This is a genomic window from Luteibacter sp. Sphag1AF, assembly GCF_014192715.1.
Taxonomy (GTDB): domain Bacteria; phylum Pseudomonadota; class Gammaproteobacteria; order Xanthomonadales; family Rhodanobacteraceae; genus Luteibacter.
In genome coordinates, this window is the sequence record NZ_JACHYH010000002.1 from 133635 (window position 1) to 151037 (window position 17403).

Consider the following 17403-nt stretch of genomic DNA (forward strand, 5'->3'; position numbering starts at 1 on the left):
CTCGTATCGGTCTGGGCAGCCACGCGCCAAGCGCCTCGTAGCCAGCGAGGCAAACCCGCGTTTCCTCTGCGTTGCGAATACGTCATACCGGAGGCATGTGCATGCCTCCTCCCGCCGCGCCACATAAACGGGCTGGCTACGCTATCGCGTCCTAAAAGGTGAGCCAGGCCGAACAACCACCATCGTTACATGCGCGAAGACGGTAGTTGTAGACCATCGTGTAAGGGCTGGCGCCCCCCTCCAGGAAGAACGAAAGATCGGGTCCGCTGTAAACCAGAGTGCTTGTTTCCACACGCTGTACTTCATAACGCGTGGCGCCGGCGACAGCGTCCCACTCTGCCGTGTATTGGTCGACCTTACCCTTGAACGTATATTGAATGCTGCCACTCGGAGTAGCGGGCACGAGTGACACCGTCACCGTGGCCAACGCACTTTTCGGCCCGCATCCGGCCACGTTGCAACCCTGCACCTGGTAGTAGTACATGCCGTTGCCGCGGCCGGTGGTATTCCACTGGCCCGACGCATTCTGCTGCACCAGCGTGCCCGGCGCGCTGTTGACGCTTTCCCACAGCGCATAGGTTGTCGCACCCGGCACCGTGCTCCAGCCGATGGTGAACGCTCCCGTGTTGCTGGTGCCGCTGCCCGTAATGGTCGGCGCGGCGGACGGCGGCGTGGTCAGCGTCACAGTCGTCGTTGTCGTCAATTCCGCAGCCGAGCACCCGGCGCTTCCGCAGAACTGCACACGGTAAACGTAAGTACCGTTCGCCCGGCCGCTTGTGGACCAGGAGGTCGCCGCACTGCTCTGCACGTTGGTCCATGCGCCACCGCTGATCTGCTCTTGAAGCACGTACTTCGTCGCGCCCGGAACTGCCGTCCACTGCACGGTGAAATTGCCGTCGCTGGACGACGTCGGCGACGTCAGTACGCCGTAGGGGCCAACCGAGATCGGAAGAATGCCGAAATCACGGAACCACGCAACACCTTCCTGCACGATTTCATACTGCACGAGGCGATTGGCCCCGAATGCGCCCGCGGTGGGCACAGGTACGGTGAGAACCACGTGTGTACCGGGTGCGATATCCGGCAGGCTCACCCGGGTCAGATCATTGAGGGTGATGGTCTGGTTGCCGCTGGCGAAATGCGTACCCAGCCGCTGCGGCTTGCTGCCTCGCGTACTGAGGACCGCCGTGCCGTTGTTGGCAACGTCCACACTGGCAACGAAGGTCTGGCCGTCGCTGGACAGCGTCGGGCTGCCGATCACGGTAAGCGCGACCCTCGCTTCATTCGGCTTGAAGTTGAACTCGGTGTTGCACAGGTATGTGGAAGCAAATGCACACGGCGAGTACGGCCCCAGCTGGATCGCCTTCGTACCCCAGGAATCGAACCAGTTGATCCCTTCCTGCACGAGATTCACGTTCAACACATACTCTTTGCCCACAAAACTGGTCGCTGGAATCTTCAACGTGACCGCGGCATGGCCGCCCGGGAGAATGTCCGGGATGGTCGAGCGCGGGGCGGCGATGCCGGTATCCACACCAGCAGCATTGAACATGCGTGCAGACAGATGCACGGGAAGGCGGCCGGATGACGTGAGCCTGGCGGTACCATTGTTGGCGATATCCACATTGACCGTTACCGTGGTGCCATCGGAGGACATCGTCGGCGCTCCCAACAGGGTCAGCGTCACGTTGACCTGCGAGGGCCGGAGAGCCGCCATATCCACGCGGGCCGAGGCCACCAGCTTCTTGCCCAGGTACATATAGTCGGTGCCGATATCGGCCGCCGGCTCGTATTCCCACATCAGCTGACCGGCGCTGTTATAGGCGTAATAGGTGGTCTTATTGTCAATCGTGGACTGCTTTTTCACCCGGCGACCCGCCGCGTCGTAAAGGTACGCGCCGTGACCCGCGATGGCGGTCAGGCGGTTGGCCTGGTCGAACGTCAGCGCCACATTGTTCTTGTTGATCGTGTTGCCACGCGGGTCGTACTGGAAGCTGTGCACGGTTGCACCACCGTTGGTGACGGTGGTCAGCAGGTTGTTCAGATCGTAGTTGTACGTGTTGGTACCAGCGCTGTTGGTCAGGCTGCGGATGTTGTTGAGCGTGTCGTAGGTGTAGCTTTCGGTACCCCACAGGTTGCTCGCCGTGGCGCTCGTCAGGCGGTTGAGGCCGTCGTAGCTCATGACCTTGGTGCGCTGTCCGTTGTTGGTCAGATCCGAGATCTTGCTGACGTTGGCGTTCGCGTCATAGCTGAAATCTTCACTGACCAGCACACTGCTGGCCGTGCCGTAACTGAAATTGCTGATCAGGTTACGCAGGTTCTTCTGGGCCAGATAGCTTGCGCCATTGCCCATGTTGAACGAAGCCAGGTCGCCATCCGGCGAATAGGCCACCCCGCTGGCATACGCACCCACCTGAGTCGGCCGACCCAGCGCATCAGGTGCGAAACTGACGATCTTTTCGTCCGGGTAGCGAATGGTGCTGAGTACGCCGTTGGTGTCGTAGCCATAGCCCAGCGCCCACTGGTAGCCATCCACACTGAGCACTTCAGCGGTCAGCAGGCCCAGTTCGTTTCGTCCAAACGTCCAGGATGCCAGGCCCGAGGTAGCCGTTGCCGGATTGCCCAACGCATCGTAGGTAAAGCTGCTGCTGTCCGTGCCGCCCGGATACACCATCGAGGTGATGCGATTCATCGCATCGTAGCCACGCACCGTGCGCGCGGCCGTTGCCACCGAAGCACGACCGCAGCCATCGCTGCCACCGTCGGCAATGGTCAAGCCGGTCGCACTCCAGGTCACGTTGTTGGAGGCATCGTAATCCATGACTTCGCTGCCGCTCTCTGGCTCGGAAGTACGGCATAGCCGGTGATAAGCGTCGTAGTACATACGCTTGGTGATACCACCCTGCGCGATGGACAGTGGATTGCCATAGATGTCCCGCTCGATCACCTGCACCACGCCCTCGGGCGCGTCTACGCGGATCACGTTGTCATACGACGGCTGGTCGAACACCTGGAAGCTGGTCGTGGTGATGTTGCCCTTCGGATCGGTCACCTGCTTGCGTGCACCGCTCAAATAACGGGTGGTGCTGACCAGATTGCCCTGCTCGGAATGCTGTATCGACTGCGCCGGGCGGCCCAGTACATCGTAGGAAGTGAGTACGCCTGCTCCGATGGCAATCATGTCCGGGGCGCCATTGACCGGATAGGACACGAAGGTCTTGCGGCCCTGCCAGTCATAGTCGGTACGGGACGACACATGCATGGCACCGTCGTTGTCTCGATACGTTCCCGACAGAATGGGGCGGAGCATCGCGTCAAAGTAGGTCAGCTGTGACTTGTTGCCCTGACTGACCACCCGGCGCCAGTGCGCGCCCCCTATGCCTCGCTCGGCCGTGGTCACATAGTCGTAGCGGAAATGCTTCGGCGCCCATGCCACATTGCCCGTCGGATAGGCGATGTCGGTAATACGACCCATGCCGTCGTACCAGTACGAGGTCCGAGCGCCGTTTTGATTGGTGATCGAAGAAATCTGGCCGAAGTCATCCACGACCAGCGACTGCGAGGTGCCGTCCGCGTAGCCCACCAGCTGCGGAATGCCACGCTTGTAGTTTTGCAGTGTGGTGGTGTGGTTGTTGCCGTCGGTAAAGCTGGCCAGCTGCCCCTGCGCGTTGAACGCGTAGCTCATCACGTGCTGCCCAAACTGATAGCGGTCAGTCAGGGTGGCGTTGGTCGTGTTGTACGTATTACTGCTGACGACCTCACCCGTCGTCAGGTTCTTCGACTGCAACGGCAGTCCCAGAACCCAAATCGCGTAGTTGTCGTAGTAGGACCGCTCATCAGTGACTGTCGCACCCATGCTGTTGAAACGACGGGTTTGCAATGGTCTTGCAAAGGCATCGAATGAGAGGACTTCCGAGCTGTATGTGTCGCCATCCTGGACGATCGTTTGCCTGGCCATCGGCGCAACACTCATCGCCTTGGCATCATTAAGGAAATTTCCCCAGTTATATCCATAATTCGCCGGCCAAGGACCCTGCGCAGGATCAGCGTAAGTGAAACTCTCAATCTTCAAGGGCGAGCCACTGTCCACGCCAGCGTAATACTCCGTACGGACAGGCTTGCCTTCTGTTGCATCGAACTTATTGCTGAAGACGTAGCGCGTCGTGTTACCAGACGGATCAATGACATCGCTATAGGTCGTTGTGCCACAACCGGCACCACATTCCGACTGCCAGCTGGCTGTCGCCACGGGATAGCGGTACGTCCAGCGCTGCGTCCCGAGCATGGCGCCAGTGATGTCTTTCCTTGTCAACGCAAGATTGTTGTAATACCGCGTAATGAGCAGGTAACCCGAATTTACTGGAGTCGCATCGCAAACTCGCGGGACCGCGGACCTGCCATGAGTTGTAGGCGTCGCCTCGAAGTAACCATTAAGGCCGGACGGTGCCGAGATCGTTCCAGACTTCACCTTCGTGCCATCGGCGAATATCGGATCGGCACAACTTCCGTATGCAGGGGTCGTCTGGACATTGAAGGCCAATCCCTGCAATGCATAGTTCCACGCGGTGCCATCAGGGAGGCCCACGCGATTCAGTGTTGCTCCCGCAACATCTGTCGTGTAGCTATACGACCAGGTTCTGGTCGCGCCACCAGCGACGACGACGACCTGTGAAATCCGGGGCCTGTCACCCACATAGTTGAACGTCACACGCCGTCCATCGCTCGCATCGATGCGCGACAGGCGATCACCATCGTACGAATAGGTCAGAAAGTTTCCAAAACGATCCTCAACGCGGGTAACCATCATCTGGCCACGCTTGCGGAGAATCGTCATACCACGCGCTATCCGGTACGAAAGATGATCGAGCCAGTACCTGGTGCCATCAGGCCCCACGGCAATGAATGCCTCACCTGCTTCCCCATTGGCAGTGGCACCAAGACAGCCGATGTGCCAATTCTCCTTTGACAAAGCAACAAAGTTGATACCCGGCATCTGCGGCGGCGGCGGACTCGTATCGGCGCGCGCCAGGATCTCCTGATCGCCCATGCCAGGAATGCTTAACGTGAAACCCTGTGTCCACCACTTCTCGGGCTCCACCCAATCAAACTGTCTCAAGAGAACTTCCGGCGGCCCACCCAAATTCGTACAGCGATCCGTACGCGCAATCGAATTTACAACCCAGCCGTCCTGACGCGGATACGGCCGAGAAGCGGCCTGTGCACTGGTCAGCGTGTTGAAATTGGCGACGTCAAGCTCCCAATCGCCAAATGCTGCCTCGGTACGTCGTACATCCACATCTCCATCGACGGCAAATGTGCGGCTGATTTGAATGGTGGGGCCAGTTCCTGGGACGGAAATGTCGGTGACGTGGAAGGAAAAGGTACCGTCGTAAACATTGACGGATTCACCAAATGGGTTATCTCCGAGCGGGGAAATTTCCTGATCTACCTTGATTAGCTTCTTGTACTCATCCTCAGGCGAACCCATGACGACCTGAGCAACGACAGACCCCGCCGTCAGCACGCCAGCGAATAATAAGGCGACACCAATTCCCGCGACACGAATGCCGCGCTTCGAATACAACATCAAATATCCCCTCAAGCCGATTTACGGCAAGACAAATCCCAATACCGACATCCATGTCCACTCGCGAATGGGCGGATCACAAATGAATATCAAAAATTACGATAAATCCAGATAGCAGATTCAACCCACTGGCGAGGTCAACGCCACCGAAACTCAAATCATCCACTCCAATCCACCGCGCACACCCAGAAGAAGCGATATCCGCCAGCCGATATGACGCGAAAAGACCAAACAATCGCGAGCAAAGGGGTAATGATCCCCAAGGCAACGACGAATTCGATCGCTGCTAATCAGGATCAACGACAACATTTCCTACCGACATTCTAAGCGGCAGGCCTGCCCACTCACGTCATTCACCGACACTCCCATCGCCTCGCCCTTCAGCTCGTTGATACCCCGTATCAGGACTGACACCTCTGCGCATGGCGCCTGCGCGCTCTCGTCCCACCTGCGCCTCATGACGGAAACACACGAATAATATGGGTGCACTTAAAGCGCCTCATGGCTGCGCTATAAAAATAGCGCGCCGACTACGGACGACGCGAACGAAGCCCCCACTGATCTGCTCCTTTCATTCGCTCGCCAGCAAGCACAGGAATCTTCGTGCGCAACGGCTTGAACAACCGCAGGGACATGCCTTGGCCTGTAACCCGAGCAGTGCGTCTGGTGTGATTCAAGCGGCTCCGCCGCCTATCTGGCGGCGACTCGGTCGAAGGAGGACATATGAATGCGCGGGAGTCATCGCTGCTCCGACATGACGCATGCTGACGATTGCCCACCTGCCTCGCTCGTCAAGCCGAGCATTCCTCGTGTCGATCTCGCACACGAAAAAATGCCCGCGCGGCGTTGTCGCGCGCATCTAGTTTCATGCCGCATTCCCCCTCCCCATACACCGAGGCAATTTCGGTGATGCTGTCAATTAAGAAAGAAATTGCGAAACGTGTCAACAGTCGAGCGACAGGAGACGCTCGCTACAGATTACGATGTAGGAGCGCCGAAATTTTGACGCTTCAAAAAAGTACAAGCTCGATGAGTCCGGCGCAGATGTCTCGCCTAAAAGCGTTGATTCGATTCTGAGCCCAACTGCAGATCACCCGAGGCAGGAGTCGGCATCTGGTCAGGCGGGACGCCACCCATATGTCGTCATCGACAGGGCGTCCTGGCGCGCAACTGTAATGACCCACTGAAATACTGCTCAGGTGTTACTTTCCCAAGGGAGCACACCCACGAGCATCGTGGTGGAAGAAGAGATCAAGCGCTGGACGGCCCGCCGTAAATTGGCATTGGTTCTGGAAGTGATCCAGGGCAAGACGTCCATATCCGAAGCTAGCCGCCAGTTCGATCTGCCGCTCTTGGAGATCGGGGGGCGGGGTTGAGGATGCCAAGCGCTGCATGGAGAACGCCTTGCGGGCCAAGCCGGAAGATGTTCGCTAACAGTACGAGCGGCAGTTGAAAGACCTTCAGGAGGCCTACGGCGAAGCCATGCTAGAGCTGCGCGCCAGAAAAAAATTGCACTCCCTGCTGGGCAAGGAGGAGACCTGATGGTCTCCCTTCAGCAGGGATTGCTTACCGATGAGTTCGAGGTATCCATGGTCAAGCTACGCCGCTGGTTTGGGGTGGCGAGGCGGACGGTCTATTGCCGCCCGACCAAGGCGCCGCCGAAGATCCAGGAGGCGATCGCCGCTCTCTTATCGAAGCGGAGCCGTCTTTCGGCTATAGGACCGTCGCCGGCCTGCTTGGCATGAACAAGAACACGGTCCAACGTATCTTCCAGCTCAAGGGCTGGCAAGTCCGTAAGCGGCCCATCAGGCAGCGCCCACGAATCCAGGCGTTGCCGTCGGTCGCAACACCAACGCACCACGCACCCCAGGAAGAAGCGACATCCGCCAGTCAATATGACGCGAAAAGACAAGACAATCGCGAGCAAAGGGGTAATGATCGCGAGGGCAACGATTCATTCGATCGTTGCTAATCAGGATCAACGACAACATTTCCTACGGAAATTCTAAGCGGCAGGCCTGTCTCGCAAACGCGGCCAATAACGTCCGAGTCGAGCACAAACTCAACCGGATTCAGGGTCTCATATTTGCCAACCCCTTCCACGACCATCACGTCGAAACGACCGGAACCGAAGCCGCGCAGGGTAGTCAACGGCTCCTTTAGTAAATGCATCGCATCCGTAACCTTTCTTGCCGTAGTTGATACATCGGCAGACGCCTCTCGCACTAAGCGCGACCAACTATTTGTGGCATGCAACGGAGGGACGTCATACCACCACGTCACCGGCTCACCGATACGCGCAACCGTCGAGGGCTCAAGTCCAGAAGCGCATGTGACGATATCCGGATTGAGATCCTTACCCTCCAGATACATCCTCACACACACGAAAGCATCAGTCATAACACGGCACCCTTACTATCGACAGACTACTAATGAATGAACGCGTCATTAGCTCGAAAGGTCGTTGCGCGCTGCAATTTGAAGAGAAAACCCTAATCTATACATATCACGCAACACGTCATTCGCAATTTCGAAACCGACAATTTGACCATCGCGATCGACATCCACGTCTCTAGAAATAAGCACATCCAGACAGCACCATGTCACGCCATTTATTTCAGCAATAGAAAAATCCAAATGGCGGAACTCCCCCAAGAATTCACGAAGCACCAGACTCACATCAGAGCAATCGTAAGGCCGTCCTTCATACGACCATGAATTATTGCGATATATGGCCGAATCTTCTCGACCAGGCATCCTTTTCTCGCCTTTTCTACTCACGTCGTGAGGAGAAAGGCCGATAACATCAGTCAAATAATCCGGACTCATTTCCCCTAACACTCGGGCACTGATACGGACATGCATGCGTGAATCCAACCGCCAACTCACATCACTCACCGAGATTCCCCACCGTCTCACCCTCCGGATCGTTAATGTCTCTCGTATCAGGATTGATGCTCCAATCCTTTGCCCCACCTCCCCTTCCCTGTCCTCCGCAACAGCATCAATACATCCGGGCTTATAGGATGACATTACCATTAGCGAAGGCGGGATTTCTCCATAACAACAGCGTTGCCTGCCATTAACAAATGCGTTAGCGATACGGCATCCGCTGTTCGATGACCGACGGTTACGACGGCTACCAGAACGCGCTGGCCGAACGGATCGACGGCATCCTGAAAGGGGAGTTTCCGCTGCAACCGCCGGGTGATCTGCGACAGGTCCGACAGATGGTCAGGGAGTCGGTGGCTATCTACAACCACAAGCGCCGTAAAATACAAAACGCCCGATGAGGTCCATCGGGTGTTCTTTCGCCAGTGCCAGACTGCCGCTATACCGTCCATCCAGGTGTCAACCTAGATCAGGACGGATCATCGCAACGGATGTGCCTCTCTGGTTCACGGTGGATTGCCGGGGAAGGCCGCGCGTATTTTCATAAAGAAGTACGCGCCACCCCATTTGGCGATGACGTGAAACGGGTCGTTCCGCGATGAACCAAAAAAAACGCCACGCCTTGGCGATGCCAGGCGTGGCGCTTTATCCCACAGATGTATCAGGCGTGCTGGGTTGCGAACTCGCGAACCACGTCAGCGAGTTTCGGGTCCTGCATGGCCATGTGCATCGTGGCGCGGACGAGGCCGACCTTGTTGCCGCAGTCGAAGCGCTCGCCTTCGAAGCGGTAGGCCAGAACCTTGCCCTTGTCCTTGAGCAGGTTTTCGATAGCGTCGGTGAGCTGGATTTCGCCGCCGGCGCCCGCGTTGGTGTTCTTCAGGTATTCGAAGATTTCGCACGGCAGAACGTAACGACCGACCACCGCGAGGTTGGACGGGGCCGCTTCGGGCTTCGGCTTTTCCACCATGTGGGTGATGACCGAGGCGCGGTCGCTCAGCTGGACCTTTGCATCCACGATGCCGTACTTGTCGGTGTCTTTCTGCGGCACTTCTTCCACCGCAATCACACCGGCATCGTTGGCGTCGGCCACTTCGGCCATCTGGCGCAAGGCGCCCTTGCCATTGTTCCAGATCAGGTCGTCCGGGAGCATCACGCCGAAGCGCTCGTTGCCCACCACGGGAGCGGCGCGCAGCACGGCGTCGCCGAGGCCCAGGGCTTCGGGCTGGGTGACGAACACGCAACGCACGTGGCGCGGGAGGATGCCGCGAAGAATGGACAGGAGCTCTTCCTTGTTCTTCTCGGCAAGCTTCGCTTCCAGTTCGTACGCCTTGTCGAAGTAGTCGGCAATGGCGTGCTTGTAGCGATTGGTCACGAACACCAGCGTATCGGCGCCAGCATCCACCGCCTCATCGACCGCGTATTGAATCAACGGGCGATCCAGCACCGGCAGCATTTCCTTCGCCACGACCTTGGTCGCCGGAAGAAAGCGCGTGCCGAGGCCAGCGACGGGGAATACCACCTTGCGCAGGGGTTGGGTCATGCAATGTCTCCACTCTCGTTGCGTTTGAGCGGCACCACGTTGTCCGACTGCGCCTCCGTCCAACGGAACGAGGGCAGCAACTGGGACACGCAGCGACGCAATGCATCTTCGTCGAATACGGCCGCGGCTTCTTCAGCGCGGGCCAGCTGAACCTGCAACAACTCCCATGACACCTGACGGTGCTGGGCCTGGAAAATCTTGGCGTGCGTGGTGCTGGTGTAATTCTCCAGCGGGTGGAACAGTTCTTCAAACAATTTTTCGCCCGCGCGCAGGCCGGTGTACACGATCTGGATGTCTGACCCCGGACGCTTGCCTGCCAGACGGATCATCTGCTCGGCCAGGTCACGGATCTTGACCGGGTCGCCCATGTCCAGCGCGAAGATTTCGCCTCCCTTGCCCAGACTGGCGGCCTGCAAAATGAGCTGGCAGGCTTCCGGAATGGTCATGAAGTAGCGGGAGATTTCCGGATGCGTGATGGTGACCGGGCCGCCCGCGCGAATCTGCTCGCGGAACAGCGGCACCACCGACCCTGCGGAATCAAGAACATTACCGAAGCGAACGGTGATGAAACGTGTAGAAGTGTGCGCAGCAAGGTTCTGGCACCAGATCTCCGCCATGCGCTTGCAGGCACCCATCACGCTGGTGGGGTTCACTGCCTTGTCGGTGGAAATCAGCACGAATGATTCCACGCCGTAATGCACGGCTGCGCCGGCCACCACGCGGGTGCCCAGCACGTTGTTGCGGAACGCTTCGCGAAGCTGGCCCTGCAACATCGGCACGTGCTTGTATGCCGAGGCGTGGAACACGATCTGCGGCTGCACGTCTTCAAAGATGCGGTGGATGGCGACCTTGTCGCGGGCGTCCGCCAGCACGCCGTTGAACACCATTTCCGGATACGCCGCCGTCAGCTCCTGACCGATGCGATACAGGTTGTACTCGGACATCTCCACCACGGTAAGCGACTGGGCGCCAAGGCGCGCTACCTGCCGGCAAAGCTCCGACCCGATGGAGCCGCCGCCACCCGTGACCAGCACGCGACGCCCACTGAGGTTTTCGCGAATGGCGGTCCAGTCCAGCTCCACGGCATCGCGGCCCAGAAGGTCTTCGATGGCCACTTCCTTGATCTCATTGAACTGTGCCCTGCCCGCCACGACGTCTTCCAGACGGGGCACGGTACGGAATGGTAGTGCGGTGCTTTCGCAGATGGCGACGATGCGGCGCATCTGCGCCGTGGTGGCACCGGGAACCGCGATGAGCAGCATCTGCACGGCAACCGCACGGGCAAGCTCGGGAAGCTGGTCAATGGTGCCAAGCACGGGCACACCGTTGATCTGCGCGCCGCGCAGTGCGGGGTTGTCATCCACAAAGCCGATGACGGTATAGCGGCTGTCGCGGCGAAGGTCACGAGACAATGCCTCGCCGGCGCGATCAGCGCCGACGACCAGCACGCGCTTGGTCGGTGCAGACATGAAAAGATCGACGCGACTGTCTTTCCAGAACCGATAACTCAAACGCGGCGCACCCAGCAACAACGCAAGCACCACCGGATACACCAGCAACACCGAGCGTGGCACGCCATCGAGGCGTGCATACATCACCATCGTCAGCCCGATGATCAGGGCGCCAATGATCGTGGCACGCAGGATGTTCCACAGATCAGGCAGGCTGGCGAAACGCCACACGCCTTTGTACAGGCCGGTCCAGTTGAACACCGCACCCTGCACCAGCAACACGATGGGGAATTCCATCGGTAGAAAGGAAACCGGTGCCACATCGGGCATCAGCGCATAGCGCAGCGATTTTGCGATCCACCAGGCGAGCGCAGCCATCGCAAGGTCGTGCGCAACGACCGCGGTGCGCGGGTGAATGATGCCAATGACTTTACGTAGAAACATGACGAATCCTTCGATGCAAGCACCATTGCTTGCCGCCACGCCAGACCATCGCCGCCAGCCCGAAAGTCGCCACGCACAAGGCAGGCGCCCACGAGGGCCAGCGAAACGCTATCCATGCGACAGGTACACAGACGAGAACATTCCACCCAAGATAAAACCCGGTCACCCGGGCGTGCGAAGCGCCCCGCCTGACAAGCCATTGATACATATGCTCCCGATGGGGAGTGTACCAGCGGCTACCGCGAAGCATGCGCACGAGAAGCGTCAAGGAGGCGTCGATAACAAACGCTGAACTGAGAATCAACGCGGGCCACACCAACGGGGTACGCCACACCCACAGGAGGCCCACCAGGACGAAAACCAGCAAGCCCAGGGTGGCGCTGCCCACGTCTCCCATGAAGATACGGGCCGGTGATCGGTTGAACCACCAGAAGCCCAGCGAGGCACCTGCCACGGCGAGAGCTGCCCCGGCGATAGCTGGATTACCCGCCGCCCATGCCAGTGCGGCGCATCCCAGGCCGTTGAAAATGGCCTGCTGGGCGGCCAGTCCGTCGATGCCGTCCATGAAGTTGTGCAAATTGATGGACCACACGCCCGCCACCAGCAGCGGCGCCGCCCAGAGCAGGCTGGAGGTCTCCCGGGCCAGAACCAGCGATACCGCCAGAGTCGCCAGAAGTTGCACGGCCAGCCGGGGCCGGATGGGCAACGACCCATGATCGTCCAGCCAGCCGATGGCGGCCACGGCCAGCGTCGAGAGGGTGAGGATGAGGGTGCTGACCCAGCCCGGGGACCCGGGCAGCGCCATGAGGGCCAACGGCATGGCCACGGCCACCCCGCCAACGATGCCGATGCCGCCCCCGCGGGGCGTGGGCATCGTGTGAGAGCGACGGCGACCGGGCGCGTCCAGCATGCCGCGGCGATGCGCATAACCGATGGTCAGACGCACGAGCACAAACGACACCGCCAATGCGATGCCCGCAGTCAGGAGGATCGCCTCTTCCGGCGACATGGCCCCAAGACTCTCCGTCATTCGTTGGCGACGCCATGAATGGGTCGGACGGTTCCCCAGTTCTTGCAGCTCGGGCACTGCCAGTGATGCGCTTTCGCACCAAAACCGCAGCGGCTGCAACGGTACATGGCCTGACCTTCCAGAAGCTTGCGCGTAAGGTCGCGCAGGATCAGGTAGTTCTCACGAGCTTCGCCAGACACCTTGTCCATCGTCGCGTCGATCAACGCCATGAGGCCACGCACCGACGGCCGCTTGCGCAACTGGCCGGTGAGGAAGTCGATGGCCGTACGCTCACCGTCGCGACCTTCGTACAGCCGCGTCAGCGCCAGCACGGGAGAAATGCCGTGATAGCGATCCATGATTTCGCGCAGGAAGCGCTCGGCGCGCTCCATCTGTTGCGAGCGGGCGTAGCAATTGAGAAGAGGCGGAAGGATTTCCGGAACGAAGGCGATATCGGCGGCAATGGCCGCTTCATACGCATCCACCGCCTGCCCTACTTCGCCTTCTTCGGCGTATAGACGGCCCATGATCATGTGCGCGCGGACGCAGTCACGCTGGCAGATAAATGCCTCGCGCAGATAGTCGCGTGCTTCAGTGCGCGCACCGTGCTGTCGCGACTGCTCGGCCAACTCGCAATAGAACTGCGCGATCATCGCGGACTCATCTTCGCCCGTCATGCCTTCCATGCGACGTGCGTGCTCGATGGCTTTGTGCCATTCGCGCTCGTGCTGATAGATGGCGATGAGGTGACGCAGCGCCGAAGGGGCCAGCGCGTCCATGGCCACCAGGTCGGAGAACAGCGTTTCGGCGCGATCCAGCAGGCCGGCGCGCATGTAGTCTTCACCGAGCTCCAGCAGCGCGACGGTTTTCATTTCGTCGGACAGGCCCGGTCGCGAAACCAGGTGCTGATGCAGACGGATGGCGCGATCCACTTCGCCGCGCTTGCGGAACAGGTTGCCGAGCGCGAGGTGCGTTTCCACCGTGTCGCGATTGTATTCGGCCAGACGCACGAACACTTCCAGCGCCTTGTCCTGCTCTTCATTCAGAAGATAGTTCAGGCCACGGAAGTAGTCGGAAGAAAGCTCGTTGACGCGGTCGCCCGAACGGCGCACGTGCGTGCGGCGCGCAGCCCACCAGCCACAGGCAAAGGCGGCGGGAGGAATGAGGACGAGCAGCCACAGCCAGATCGGGTTCATGCGGCAGGCGCGGCGGAGGCCTTGATATCCGCGCGCTCACGACGGCGGCGGCGGCGATGGGATACCGACGTACCCAGCCATGCGGTGAGCCCCCCGAGCACCCAGCCGATCACTACGGCGACGAGGGCAGCGGCCCCCTTGGGCACCGACACGTGGGCAAAGCCCAGGTCGTAGGACACGAGGTCGGCATTCAACGCCCCGAACACGACGCCGGCAGCGATGAAAAGCAGAAGAAAGATGAGGGCGAGAAGACGCATCGGCCGACTTTACCCGATTAAAACGCCGGGCAGTAGGCAGTGGTTGGCGGTTCGTACAGGTTCCGGACGCCTTTGGCCGGCCAAACGGGACGCAAAAAAAAACGCTGCGTTATTCCGCAGCGTTCGTCTCGGCCAGGTTTACGCGTTCGCGTAGTTCCTTTCCGGGTTTGAAATGAGGCACGTGCTTGCCCGGCAAGGCAACCGCTTCGCCGGTCTTGGGGTTGCGGCCCATGCGCGGCGGACGGAAATGCAGCGCGAAGCTGCCGAATCCGCGGATCTCGATGCGCTCTCCCGTGGAAAGGGCGTGGCTCATTTGCTCAAGCACGCTCTTGACCGCGAGTTCCACATCACTGAACGCAAGATGGGTCTGGCGCCGCGCCAGCGCCTCGATCAGTTCCGATTTGGTCATGGGTCCCCTGACTTACCGACGCTAAAGGAAACGAGGAGCGGGTGACCCGCCCCTCGTCCGACTGGCTTAGTCGGCCTTGTTCATCTGCTCTTTCAGGAGAGCGCCGAGCTTGGTGGTGCCACCAGCAGCCGACTGGTAGTCAGCCATGGTGTCCTGAAGCTCTTCCTCGTCCTTCGCGCGGATCGACAGCTGGAGCTGACGGCCCTTGCGATCCATGCCGGTGAACTTGGCTTCGACGGCATCGCCGACCTTCAGGTGCAGCGTGGCATCTTCCACACGCTCCTTGGCGATGTCGTTGGCGCGGATGTAGCCCTCGACACCTTCGCCGAGGTCGATCAGCGCACCCTTCGCGTCCACTTCCTTCACGGTGCCGTTCAGAACGGTGCCGCGCGGGTTGGTGGCCATGAACTGACCAAACGGGTCCTGCTCCATCTGCTTGATGCCGAGCGAGATGCGCTCGCGCTCCGGATCAACGGCAAGCACCACGGCTTCCACTTCGTCGCCCTTCTTGAAGTTGCGAACGAGGTCTTCACCCGAAGCCTGCCAGGAGATGTCGGACAGGTGAACCAGGCCGTCGATGCCGCCTTCCAGACCGATGAAGATACCGAAATCGGTGATCGACTTGATCTGGCCGGAAACCTTGTCGCCCTTCTTGTGCATGGCGGCGAAAGCTTCCCACGGATTCGAACGGGTCTGCTTGATACCCAGCGAGATGCGGCGACGCTCCTCGTCCACGTCCAGGACCATGACCTCGGTCTCGTCACCGACCTGAACCACCTTGGCCGGGTTGACGTTCTTGTTGGTCCAATCCATTTCGGAAACGTGCACCAGGCCTTCGACGCCCGGCTCGATCTCAACGAAGCAACCGTAATCGGTGACGTTGGAGACCTTGCCGAACAGGCGGCTGCCGACCGGGTAGCGGCGGGCGATGGCGACCCACGGGTCGTCGCCGAGCTGCTTGAGGCCGAGCGAAACGCGGTTGCGCTCGCGGTCGTACTTCAGCACGCGGACGTCCAGCTCGTCGCCGACGTTGACGACTTCGGACGGGTGACGCACGCGCTTCCACGCCATGTCGGTGATGTGCAGCAGGCCGTCGATACCGCCGAGGTCCACGAATGCGCCGTAATCAGTGAGGTTCTTGACCACACCCTTGACGACTGCGCCTTCGGTCAGACGCTCAAGCAGCTTCTCGCGCTCTTCCGAGAACTCGGTCTCGACAACGGCGCGGCGGCTGACGACCACGTTGTTGCGCTTGCGGTCGAGCTTGATGATCTTGAATTCGAGATCCTTACCTTCGAGGTAAACCGGATCACGAACCGGACGGACGTCGACCAGCGAGCCCGGCAGGAATGCGCGGACGTCCTTGATGTCGACGGTGAAGCCGCCCTTGACCTTGCCGGAGATCTTGCCGGTGATGGTCTCTTCCTTGTCGAACGCCTGCTCGAGGTCGTCCCACACCATCGAACGCTTGGCCTTCTCGCGGGAGAGCTTGGTCTCGCCGAAGCCGTCTTCCAGGGCGTCAAGAGCAACCTTGACCTCGTCGCCCACTTCTACTTCCAGCGCGCCCGACTCGTCCTTGAACTGCTCGATGGGGACGATGCCTTCGCTCTTCAGGCCGGCGTTGATCACCACCACGTCGTTGCGGATTTCCACAACGATACCGGTGACGATGGAGCCGGGCTTCAGCTTGGAAATAGCCTGCTGGCTCTGTTCAAACAGTTCGGCAAAACTTTCAGTCATGTTGATTCCAGGGTTATGAAAGGTCGGACCCGCCGGCGACAGACATCAATGCTGTGCGCGCGTGCGAAGCGACCCACCGGTTGTGGGTGTCTCGGAAAGGATCTTCCTCGGCACCGTTGCCTAAATGCCCACGCATTCAGTGCGGGCGGAAATGCCGGGATGCCCCCTTACGGGCGCACCACAGCGAATACTTTGGCGACCACCTCGTCGATGGGCATGCCGGTCGTATCAACCAGAACAGCGCCTTCGGCGGGCTTCAACGGGGCGACCGCTCGCGACGCATCTCTCTCGTCGCGCGCCTCGATCTCCCGGAGCAGGCCTGCAAGTGTAACGCTCAGACCCTTATCCTTCAACTGCTTATAGCGCCTTTTCGCACGCTCCGAGGCACTGGCGGTCAGGAATACCTTGTGGGCAGCGTCGGGGAAAATCACCGTTCCCATGTCCCGACCGTCGGCCACGAGGCCGGGTGCCTTGCGGAAACTCAGCTGGAGGTCCACCAGCGCCTGGCGGACGCTCGGGATGACGGCAATGGCCGAGGCGGCTGCGCCGGCGGTCTCGGTGCGCAGTTCGTCGGTGGCATCGTGGCCGTTCACGATCACATGGGTCTCGCCCCCGTCGTGGCTGGCCACGAAACGGATACGGATGGTCTGGGCGCAGCGGGTGACGGCATCAACATCAGACAAATCAATGCCTTCGGCACCAGCGGCATAGCCGATGGCCCGATACAGGGCGCCCGAATCAAGCAGGCGCCAGCCCAGCTTTTCAGCAACAAGGCGGCTGATGGTGCCTTTGCCCGAGCCGGATGGTCCGTCGATGGTGAGCACGGGGACGACTGCCGGATGGGCCATGAAGAATTCCTCAAACCTGAAACCGGCATG

The 17403-nt window shown here is 59.9% G+C and carries 11 protein-coding genes and 2 pseudogenes; 2 read left to right on the forward strand and 11 right to left on the reverse strand.

Going from position 1 to position 17403, the window contains the following annotated elements:
• Positions 1–151: 151 nt before the first annotated feature.
• Positions 152–5116, reverse strand: a complete 4965-nt coding sequence (locus tag FHW69_RS07515; protein ID WP_183422437.1) for an RHS repeat protein — start codon at positions 5114–5116, stop codon at positions 152–154.
• 1670 nt (positions 5117–6786) lie between these two features.
• Between FHW69_RS07515 and FHW69_RS19200 the strand changes: the two are divergent.
• Positions 6787–7129 (forward strand): annotated as a pseudogene (locus tag FHW69_RS19200) (DUF1153 domain-containing protein).
• Between the two features lie 426 nt (positions 7130–7555).
• Here the strand turns inward: FHW69_RS19200 and FHW69_RS07525 are convergent.
• Together FHW69_RS07525 and FHW69_RS07530 are read right to left on the reverse strand one after the other, a co-directional pair.
• Positions 7556–7987 carry a DUF4279 domain-containing protein gene (locus FHW69_RS07525; protein WP_183422438.1) on the reverse strand — a complete coding sequence of 144 codons (432 nt, stop codon included), beginning with the start codon at positions 7985–7987 and terminating at the stop codon, positions 7556–7558.
• A 48-nt stretch (positions 7988–8035) separates the two neighbouring features.
• Positions 8036–8452, reverse strand: coding sequence for a DUF4279 domain-containing protein (locus tag FHW69_RS07530; protein ID WP_183422439.1), 417 nt, complete (start codon positions 8450–8452; stop codon positions 8036–8038).
• A 233-nt stretch (positions 8453–8685) separates the two neighbouring features.
• Here FHW69_RS07530 and FHW69_RS07535 point away from each other — a divergent pair.
• A pseudogene (locus FHW69_RS07535) lies at positions 8686–8947 on the forward strand (integrase core domain-containing protein); the annotation flags it as partial.
• A gap of 193 nt (positions 8948–9140) precedes the next feature.
• Here the strand turns inward: FHW69_RS07535 and galU are convergent.
• From galU to cmk, 8 genes are all read right to left on the reverse strand, one after another.
• Positions 9141–10019 (reverse strand): UTP--glucose-1-phosphate uridylyltransferase GalU, encoded by an 879-nt coding sequence (gene galU, locus FHW69_RS07540; protein ID WP_183422440.1) that lies wholly within the window; start codon positions 10017–10019, stop codon positions 9141–9143.
• Positions 10016–11914 carry a nucleoside-diphosphate sugar epimerase/dehydratase gene (locus FHW69_RS07545; protein WP_183422441.1) on the reverse strand — a complete coding sequence of 633 codons (1899 nt, stop codon included), beginning with the start codon at positions 11912–11914 and terminating at the stop codon, positions 10016–10018. The genes galU and FHW69_RS07545 overlap by 4 nt, the downstream gene beginning before the upstream one ends.
• Entirely contained in the window at positions 11901–12944 is a 1044-nt protein-coding gene (locus FHW69_RS07550; RefSeq protein WP_255494706.1) for a glycosyl transferase family 4, read from the reverse strand. Before FHW69_RS07550 ends, FHW69_RS07545 begins: the two co-directional genes overlap by 14 nt.
• Complete coding sequence (lapB, locus tag FHW69_RS07555; protein WP_183422442.1) at positions 12941–14119, reverse strand: lipopolysaccharide assembly protein LapB; 1179 nt, start codon at positions 14117–14119, stop codon at positions 12941–12943. Before lapB ends, FHW69_RS07550 begins: the two co-directional genes overlap by 4 nt.
• Positions 14116–14376, reverse strand: a complete 261-nt coding sequence (locus FHW69_RS07560; protein WP_183422443.1) for a lipopolysaccharide assembly protein LapA domain-containing protein — start codon at positions 14374–14376, stop codon at positions 14116–14118. Before FHW69_RS07560 ends, lapB begins: the two co-directional genes overlap by 4 nt.
• Before the next feature lie 109 nt (positions 14377–14485).
• A complete protein-coding gene (locus tag FHW69_RS07565; RefSeq protein ID WP_132141403.1) occupies positions 14486–14785 on the reverse strand; it encodes an integration host factor subunit beta in 300 nt (99 codons plus the stop codon).
• Between the two features lie 66 nt (positions 14786–14851).
• Positions 14852–16525, reverse strand: coding sequence for a 30S ribosomal protein S1 (gene rpsA / locus FHW69_RS07570; protein WP_183422444.1), 1674 nt, complete (start codon positions 16523–16525; stop codon positions 14852–14854).
• A 167-nt stretch (positions 16526–16692) separates the two neighbouring features.
• Positions 16693–17373 carry a (d)CMP kinase gene (gene cmk, locus FHW69_RS07575; RefSeq protein WP_183422445.1) on the reverse strand — a complete coding sequence of 227 codons (681 nt, stop codon included), beginning with the start codon at positions 17371–17373 and terminating at the stop codon, positions 16693–16695.
• Positions 17374–17403 lie beyond the last annotated feature (30 nt).

Coding starts and splice junctions, on each gene's coding strand:
- FHW69_RS07525 (WP_183422438.1), bottom strand. CDS start 7,987: ATGACTGATGCTTTCGTGTGTGTGAGGATGTATCTGGAGGGTAAGGAT.
- FHW69_RS07530 (WP_183422439.1), bottom strand. CDS start 8,452: ATGCATGTCCGTATCAGTGCCCGAGTGTTAGGGGAAATGAGTCCGGAT.
- galU (WP_183422440.1), bottom strand. CDS start 10,019: ATGACCCAACCCCTGCGCAAGGTGGTATTCCCCGTCGCTGGCCTCGGC.
- FHW69_RS07545 (WP_183422441.1), bottom strand. CDS start 11,914: ATGTTTCTACGTAAAGTCATTGGCATCATTCACCCGCGCACCGCGGTC.
- FHW69_RS07550 (WP_255494706.1), bottom strand. CDS start 12,944: ATGACGGAGAGTCTTGGGGCCATGTCGCCGGAAGAGGCGATCCTCCTG.
- lapB (WP_183422442.1), bottom strand. CDS start 14,119: ATGAACCCGATCTGGCTGTGGCTGCTCGTCCTCATTCCTCCCGCCGCC.
- FHW69_RS07560 (WP_183422443.1), bottom strand. CDS start 14,376: ATGCGTCTTCTCGCCCTCATCTTTCTTCTGCTTTTCATCGCTGCCGGC.
- FHW69_RS07565 (WP_132141403.1), bottom strand. CDS start 14,785: ATGACCAAATCGGAACTGATCGAGGCGCTGGCGCGGCGCCAGACCCAT.
- rpsA (WP_183422444.1), bottom strand. CDS start 16,525: ATGACTGAAAGTTTTGCCGAACTGTTTGAACAGAGCCAGCAGGCTATT.
- cmk (WP_183422445.1), bottom strand. CDS start 17,373: ATGGCCCATCCGGCAGTCGTCCCCGTGCTCACCATCGACGGACCATCC.